Here is a 7,497-nt window from a genome sequence, read left to right as displayed (position 1 = left end):
CGCTAAAAGATATATCAAAGATTATTAGGAAGTTTGGAGAGGGAGAGTACTGTTTAAGGATTAAAACCGGATGTAAAGATGAGATAGGAGAGGTTGCCAAGACATTTAACTCTATGGCATCAAATATTCAAGATCTCATAACATCCAGACAGAGACTGCTTCGCGACATAGGGCATGAGCTGAAAACTCCAATCTCTAAATCTAAGATTGCACTAGATATGATAGAGGATAATAAATATAAAAGAATTTTAAATAAGGCACTTTTTCAAATTGATGAGATGATAAACGAGCTTTTATGTCTTGAAAAACTTAATGCCAATCAAAATAAATTAAAGATTGAAACATTTAGTTCGGATACTCTTGTGGGAGAAGCACTCTCTAAACTTTTTATAGAAGATGAAAATCTTGTGGATATTGCAATAGAGTCAAGCTTTCAAATCGAAGGAGACCTTAATTACCTCTCAATCGCTCTGAAAAACTTAATAGATAATGCACTCAAATACGGAACCCAAAAACCTGTATATGTGGTTGTCAAGAATACAAATATATCTGTAAAGAGTAGAGGCGAAGTTTTAGACAAGCCACTAGAATACTATTGTGAAGCCTTTACCCAGGGGGACAATTCAAGAAATCAGTCAGGATATGGATTGGGACTCAGCCTGGTTAGAAGAATCGTGGATAAGCATGGTTTTGAACTTTTGTACTATCATGATGGTAAGTTTAATGTTTTTGAACTGGTTGTTTAGCCTACAACCCTTCAAGTAAAATATACCAGAGTCTCTCTATCTCTTTATCGTCTAAAAATAGCGTTGATTTGTTCTCAAACAATTCAATGAGAGCATCTTTTTTTATGCCAAAAGTATGCGTACAGCTTTTATGAGTAGGTAAAAAGGCACGAATCAGAGAGATTTCGTCTCCAACTATCGGCGCGGCACATATAAAACACTCCAGCTCTTTATGTAGTCTCCCTTCGTGTTCTAGGAGTTTTATATAGGACTCTATGGCTACTCTTTTTGGATTTTGTCTGCTCCAGTTTATAGAGGCATTTTCTAGAAGTTCAAAATAGAACGCGTCAAGCTCATCGGCATCTTTGAGATGTTTATAAAAGAGTGTGCAGAAATCTTGCCATACTCGTAAGAGTTTATAATCATTTATCCACTTAAATCCTATATGGATGACATCTTTAAGTCTATGGATTGTCGATTTGGATGAGCTCTCTTTTTCATAGTCTATTTTGAAGCCAAGATTGATAACTCCATGCCTTGCTCCATAAAACCTATAAAGAGTATCTAAGCTCTCTGCTGATAAGATAGTGACTATTAAATCTTCATCTTTAACTCTGTTGAGATTTAGAATAAATCCTTGCATTATTTCGCTTCTTTTTTACACATATTTTATTTCTAACAAAAAAATCATAGTGGTATTATATTTTTTTAAACCTTTAAAATGTATAATGCAACTCTTATCTCTAAATAGAGCAAGTTTGTTTAAAAAGAGATTAAATTTATAAAATTCGTTAAAGAATTTGATTTTACTTACTCTCTTTTCATCAAAGTGAGTAAAACACCTTGTAATTCTCGAAAAACAAAGTTTTTCGTAGCTTTTAGGTATGCTAACCAATGGCATACTCCATGGCAAGGGGGTTGTAGGGACATTTGTCCCTGCCACTAAAACGGACGCGTTCGTTTTAGTGCGTAACATTAGAAATAATTATAAAATTTAGGAGTTAATATGGTTGAGCATCGTGATTTATTGAGATCATTTAAAGATAATTGTGGTTTTGGGCTTGTTGCAAACATCAAAAACATAGCATCACACAAAGTTTTAGATGATGCGGTAACTGCATTAGAGAGAATGATGCATCGTGGAGCGGTGGCAGCTGATGGAAAAACAGGAGATGGAAGCGGTCTGCTTTTTTCTCTTCCTGAGGAGTTTCTTCGCAAAGAGGCTATGAAAGAGGGATTAGAACTTCCAAAACAGTTCGCTGTGGCTTCAGTTTTTACAAAAGATTTGAAATATTTAGATGTTATGGAGGAGATTTGTGAGGCAAATGATCTCAAAATCGTACTTCGCAGAGATGTACCTGTAAACAGAGATGCTCTTGGAGAACAGGCTCTCGTCACACTTCCAACAATTATTCAACTATTTATTACTCCAAACTCCATTATGGCAACAAACAGATTTGATGCACTTTTATATCTTTCGCGCAAAGAGAGTGAACACAAACTCGAAGATGATAAAAATTTCTACATAGCTTCCATGAGTTCAAAAGTGCTTTCGTACAAAGGGCTTGTTATGCCTACGCACATTAAAGAGTTCTATATAGATTTGCAAGATGAGAGTTTTAAGATCTCATTTTCACTCTTTCATCAAAGATTTTCAACCAATACGCTTCCTGAGTGGAAACTTGCTCAACCATTTCGTGCAGTTGCTCATAACGGGGAGATTAACTCTGTCGAGGGAAATCGTTTTAACGTAGAGATAAAATCAGAATCGATAAAAAGTGAAGTATTTACCGATGAAGAGATTCAGAGATTACTGCCTATTTTACAGCCAAGATCTTCAGATAGCGCTTCTGCTGATAACTTTTTTGAGTTTTTGCTTGTAAACGGTATGGACTTTTTTAAAGCGGTGCGCGCGGTTATTCCAGCTGCTTGGCAAAATGCTCCACACATGGATCCTGAACTTCGTGCATTCTATGAGTTTCAATCTACTGTTTTTGAAGCATGGGACGGACCTGCTGCATTTTCCGTTACTGATGGAAGATATGTCGGCTGTGTGCTTGATAGAAACGGACTTCGCCCATCAAAATATATCATCACAAAAGACGATACGCTTCTTATAGCAAGCGAGTACGGTGTTGTCGACATTCCTGAGAAAGATATCAAAGAGAGAGGTCGTCTTCAATCTGGAGAGATGATCGGACTTGACCTTAAATTTGGAAAAATCTTTAAAAATAGCGAGATTAACGACTATCTAAAAAGCTCAAATCCCTACATGAAGTGGCTAAATGAGCATATGATCTACCTTCAAGAACATGTCGTAGATCAATACATGTCGACTCCGGAGTATACAAAAGAGGAACTCATAGCAAGACAAAGATATTTCAATATCACGCATGAGGTTATAGAACAGGTTATAGAGCCTATGATTTTAGAGGGTAAAGAGGCTGTCGGATCAATGGGAGACGATACTCCTCTGGCGGCTTTTTCAAACAAGCAGAGAGCGTTTAGCGACTTTTTCAAGCAGAAATTTGCACAGGTTACAAACCCTCCTATTGACCCTATTAGAGAAAAAGTGGTTATGAGTTTAAATACTGGTTTTGGCGAGGTTCACAATATACTCGATGAAGTCCCTTTTCATGCTCATCGTCTCAAATCTGTCTCTCCCATTATTACAAGGGAAAAGTTAGCTATTTTAAAATCATTCGGGGATAAAAAATCGCCTAGTTATCAAGATTTTTACCGCAACAAAACATTCTCTACGGCGTATGAGAAAGATTTGAAAATATCTCTTGATGCTTTAGTTGAAAATGTTGTTGACTCTGTAAAAAATGAGGGTACGAGAATTATTATACTCGATGATAGCGAGTTTAGTAAAACAAAGAAAATAATTCCTATGGCAATGGCTATCGGACGTCTCAACACTGCTCTTTTGAAGGCAAAAGTACGCCATCTTGCCTCTATGGTTGCAGTGAGCGGGGAGGTGTATGACTCTCATAGCGCGGCGGTTCTTATAGGTTACGGCGCTAACGCAATACATCCTAAGCTCTTGGCAGAGACGGTTATTGAGCACACAAAAAGATCTAATGCTATTGGGATGGAGTGTAATGTCGCACTGAAGGCTGTTCATGGCTCACTGAATGCGGGTATACTCAAAATAATGTCTAAAATGGGTATCTCAACTATTGCATCGTATAGAAATGCAGGTCTTTTTGATGTAATCGGTCTTAGTCGCGAGATAGTCGGCGAATGTTTTGGTGCTTCAAACTCCGCACTAAACGGACTTGATTACAGTGATATAGATGAAAGACTTACGAAACACCATACAGAGGCTTTTGAAGAGAGCGGATTTAACAGAATATTTCCGTTAAATATAGGCGGATACTATAAGTTTTATAATGAGCAAGAGCATCACGATTTTGGACCTGCGGTTATACATGCCATCCACGCGACTGCGCAGAGTGGAAGTAAAAAGGATTACGAAAAATTAAGAGACTTAGTAAACAAAAGAGGTCTTAAATTTATTCGTGATTTCTTTGAGATTAAGTCCGATAGAAAGCCGATAGATATCTCCGAGGTTGAGCCAAAAGAGGTTATTTTTAAGAGATTTGCTTCAGCTGCTATGAGTCTTGGTTCTATAAGTCCTGAGGCACATGAGACTATTGCGATGGCGATGAATAAAATCGGAGCACAGTCAAATTGTGGAGAGGGCGGAGAAGACTCGGAGCGTTTTGGAACTGAGAGAAATTCAAAAATAAAGCAGGTTGCTTCGGGACGTTTTGGAGTAACTCCTGCTTACCTTAGAAGTGCCGAAGAGATTCAGATAAAAGTAGCACAAGGGGCAAAACCGGGCGAGGGCGGACAGCTTCCGGGGCATAAAGTTTCAGCGCTTATAGCAAAACTTCGCCACACAGTTCCTGGTGTCACTCTTATTTCGCCACCGCCACATCACGACATCTACTCTATTGAAGATTTGGCACAGCTTATTTTTGATGTAAAGCAGGTAAATCCAAAGGCAAGAGTTGCCGTAAAGCTGGTTTCAACCATTGGTGTTGGAACTATTGCCGCAGGTGTTGCAAAAGCGTATGCGGATAAAATTATTATCTCAGGAGGAGATGGCGGAACGGGTGCTGCACCTCTTACTTCAATTAAATTTGCAGGAAATCCGTGGGAGCTAGGACTTAGCGAGGCACATAATGCACTAAAAGCAAATAATCTCAGAAGAGCTGTTGAGCTTCAAACAGACGGAGGTTTAAAGTCGGGTCTAGATGTTGTAAAAGCAGCGTTGTTGGGTGCTGAGAGCTATGGTTTTGGAACGGGAGTTTTAACTATCGTGGGTTGTAAAATGCTTAGAATCTGTCATGTCAACAAGTGTTCAGTGGGTATTGCTACGCAAAATGAAAAACTTCGTCAAGACTTTTTTAAAGGACATGTTGATCAGCTTGTAAACTACTTCACTCTTTTAGCCGAAGATATCCGCTCTATTATGGCGGAGCTTGGATTTAAAACAATGCAGGAGATGATAGGAAGAAGCGATATGTTGAAAGTGCTAGATGATGATTTTGCTAAAAAATTCGATTTTAGTGCAGTTTTACATCAAGAAGAGGGAGTAAATACATGCCAACAGCTTTTTAATCCTCCGTTTGATGATAATGCATTTGAAAAAGATATTCTTAATGAGGTGATGAGCGCTATCAAACATCCGGAGTATCCGGTAAGAATCAGGAAAAATATTACAAACGTAAACAGAAGCTTCGGTGCACTTATCAGTGGTGAAATTGCCGAGTATTACGGTGATAAAGGCTTGCGCTCTGATACGATTAGAATTAATCTCACAGGTATTTCAGGACAAGCACTCGGCGCCTTTTTGATTCACGGGGTATCAATCTACCTAAGCGGTGTTGCAAATGATTATATCGGAAAAGGCATGCATGGAGGCAAGATAATTATTACCTCTAAAAACAGCGGCGAAGCGTTTGCAGCCGGAGGAAATACTTGCCTTTATGGTGCGACTGGCGGAAAGCTCTACATTTCAGGAAGCGTGGGTGAGAGATTTGCAGTCCGCAACTCAGGAGCACTTGCTATTGTTGAGGGAACAGGCGATAATGCTTGTGAGTACATGACAGGCGGCGTTGTAGTCATTTTAGGGCGTACTGGGATTAACTTTGGTGCTGGTATGACGGGTGGAATCAGTTTTGTTTATGATATAGAGCATAGATTTGTTGAAAATGTAAATAGTGAGCTTGTTGAGCTTGTTAGAATTGATACCGATGAGACAGACGAGGCTAGACACTACCTCAAAAAACTTCTCAAAGATTACGTTGTTGAAACACAGAGTCAAAAGGCAAAAGAGCTGCTTGATAACTATAGAGTAGAGGTGAGAAACTTCTGGCTTGTAAAACCTAAAAATTTAACGAAACTGCCTATGAACCTAGAGATTGGAGATTAATCATGAGAGAGTACTTAACAACTGAAAGAATAGAAGCAAAAAAAAGATTAGTCGTAGAGAGAACAAAAGATTTCGGCGAGATTTATGAGGTTTTTGACAAGAGCGAAGCGGCAACGCAGAGCGAGAGATGTATCCAGTGCGGAGACCCGTTTTGTCTCAATAAATGCCCTCTTCATAACTATGTTCCGCAGTGGCTAAAAGCGGTAAGTGAAAAAGATTTGGAGTTTGCTTTTAAACTCTCAAATGAGCCTTCTCCTTTTCCTGAAGTTATGGGAAGAGTCTGTCCGCATGATAGACTTTGTGAGGGCGACTGCACACTAAACGACGGTCACGGCGCTATTACTATAGGTTCTGTTGAAACATATATTACAGAGGAGGGGTTTAAAGTAGGCTACAAACCGGATTTTCCAGGGATTACAACCGATAAAAAGGTGGCAATCATCGGAAGCGGACCTGCGGGGCTCTCTGCTGCTACATATCTTTTACGCTCAGGCATAGCAGTAACCGTTTATGAAAGAAGTGACAGAGCCGGCGGACTTATGACCTACGGAATTCCAAACTTTAAACTTGACAAAAAAATAATAGAGCGTCGTGTAAAGTTTCTTGTAGAAGCGGGCATGGAGCTTGTTCTCAACTGTGAAGTTGGACGTGATATAACTTTTGAAGAGATTGCGGATAAGCATGATGCAATGTTTGTAGGCATCGGTGCAACAAAAGCTAAAAAAGCTTCTATAAACGGCGAGCAGGCACCTAATGTTTATAAAGCGATGGATTATCTCACGGCAATTCAGAGAAAAATTTTCAAGCTCTCTTATGACAAAAAATTTGATTTTAAAGATAAAAATGTTGTTGTAGTCGGCGGTGGAGATACTGCAATGGATTGTTTAAGAACCGCTAAGAGAGAGGGTGCAAAGAGTGTTACCTGTCTATACAGACGTGATGCGCACAATATGCCAGGAAGCCAAAAAGAGTATAAAAACGCTATGGAAGAGGGCGTTGATTTTACATTTTTTGTCTCTCCAAAAGAGATAATTTTAAATGATAAAGGCAGTGCTGTGGCTGTTGAAGTCATAAAAACTACTCTTGGTGCAAAGGATGAGAGCGGGCGTCAAAAGATGGAGGAGATAAAGGGGAGTGAGTATAGAGTAAATGCCGACATAGTCATAATGTCGCTTGGTTTTGACCCTGAAGTTCCTTCATTTTTGGCGGAAAACGGTATTGGTACCAATAAATGGGGCGATATCATTATAAATGAAAAGACGCATGAGACGACAACTGCCGGAATCTATGCCGGTGGTGATTGTTACAGAGGTGCCGATCTTGTAG

General features: G+C 39.3%; 4 protein-coding genes. 3 read left to right on the top strand and 1 reads right to left on the bottom strand.

Going from position 1 to position 7,497, the window contains the following annotated elements; genetic code table 11:
* Positions 1-746 (top strand): ATP-binding protein (locus tag RQ763_RS07595; protein WP_314152143.1); only part of this gene is annotated, 746 nt, incomplete at its 5' end.
* A 1-nt stretch (position 747) separates the two neighbouring features.
* On the opposite strand, the gene recO is transcribed toward RQ763_RS07595, so the two are convergent.
* Complete coding sequence (recO, locus tag RQ763_RS07590) at positions 748-1,368, bottom strand: recombination protein RecO (RefSeq protein ID WP_314152142.1); 621 nt, start codon at positions 1,366-1,368, stop codon at positions 748-750.
* A gap of 363 nt (positions 1,369-1,731) precedes the next feature.
* Between recO and gltB the strand changes: the two genes are divergently transcribed.
* Together gltB and RQ763_RS07580 are read left to right on the top strand one after the other, a co-directional pair.
* The gene (gltB, locus tag RQ763_RS07585; RefSeq protein ID WP_314152141.1) at positions 1,732-6,171 is read left to right on the top strand and encodes a glutamate synthase large subunit; all 4,440 of its coding nucleotides are present in this window, start codon (positions 1,732-1,734) and stop codon (positions 6,169-6,171) included.
* A gap of 2 nt (positions 6,172-6,173) precedes the next feature.
* A partial coding sequence (locus tag RQ763_RS07580; protein WP_314152139.1) for a glutamate synthase subunit beta occupies positions 6,174-7,497 on the top strand: 1,324 nt, incomplete at its 3' end.

The sequence above is a fragment of the Sulfurimonas sp. genome, assembly GCF_032250635.1.
Lineage (GTDB): Bacteria > Campylobacterota > Campylobacteria > Campylobacterales > Sulfurimonadaceae > Sulfurimonas.
Note: the sequence above shows the minus strand (reverse complement) of the source record. Positions and strands in the feature narration are given on the sequence as shown.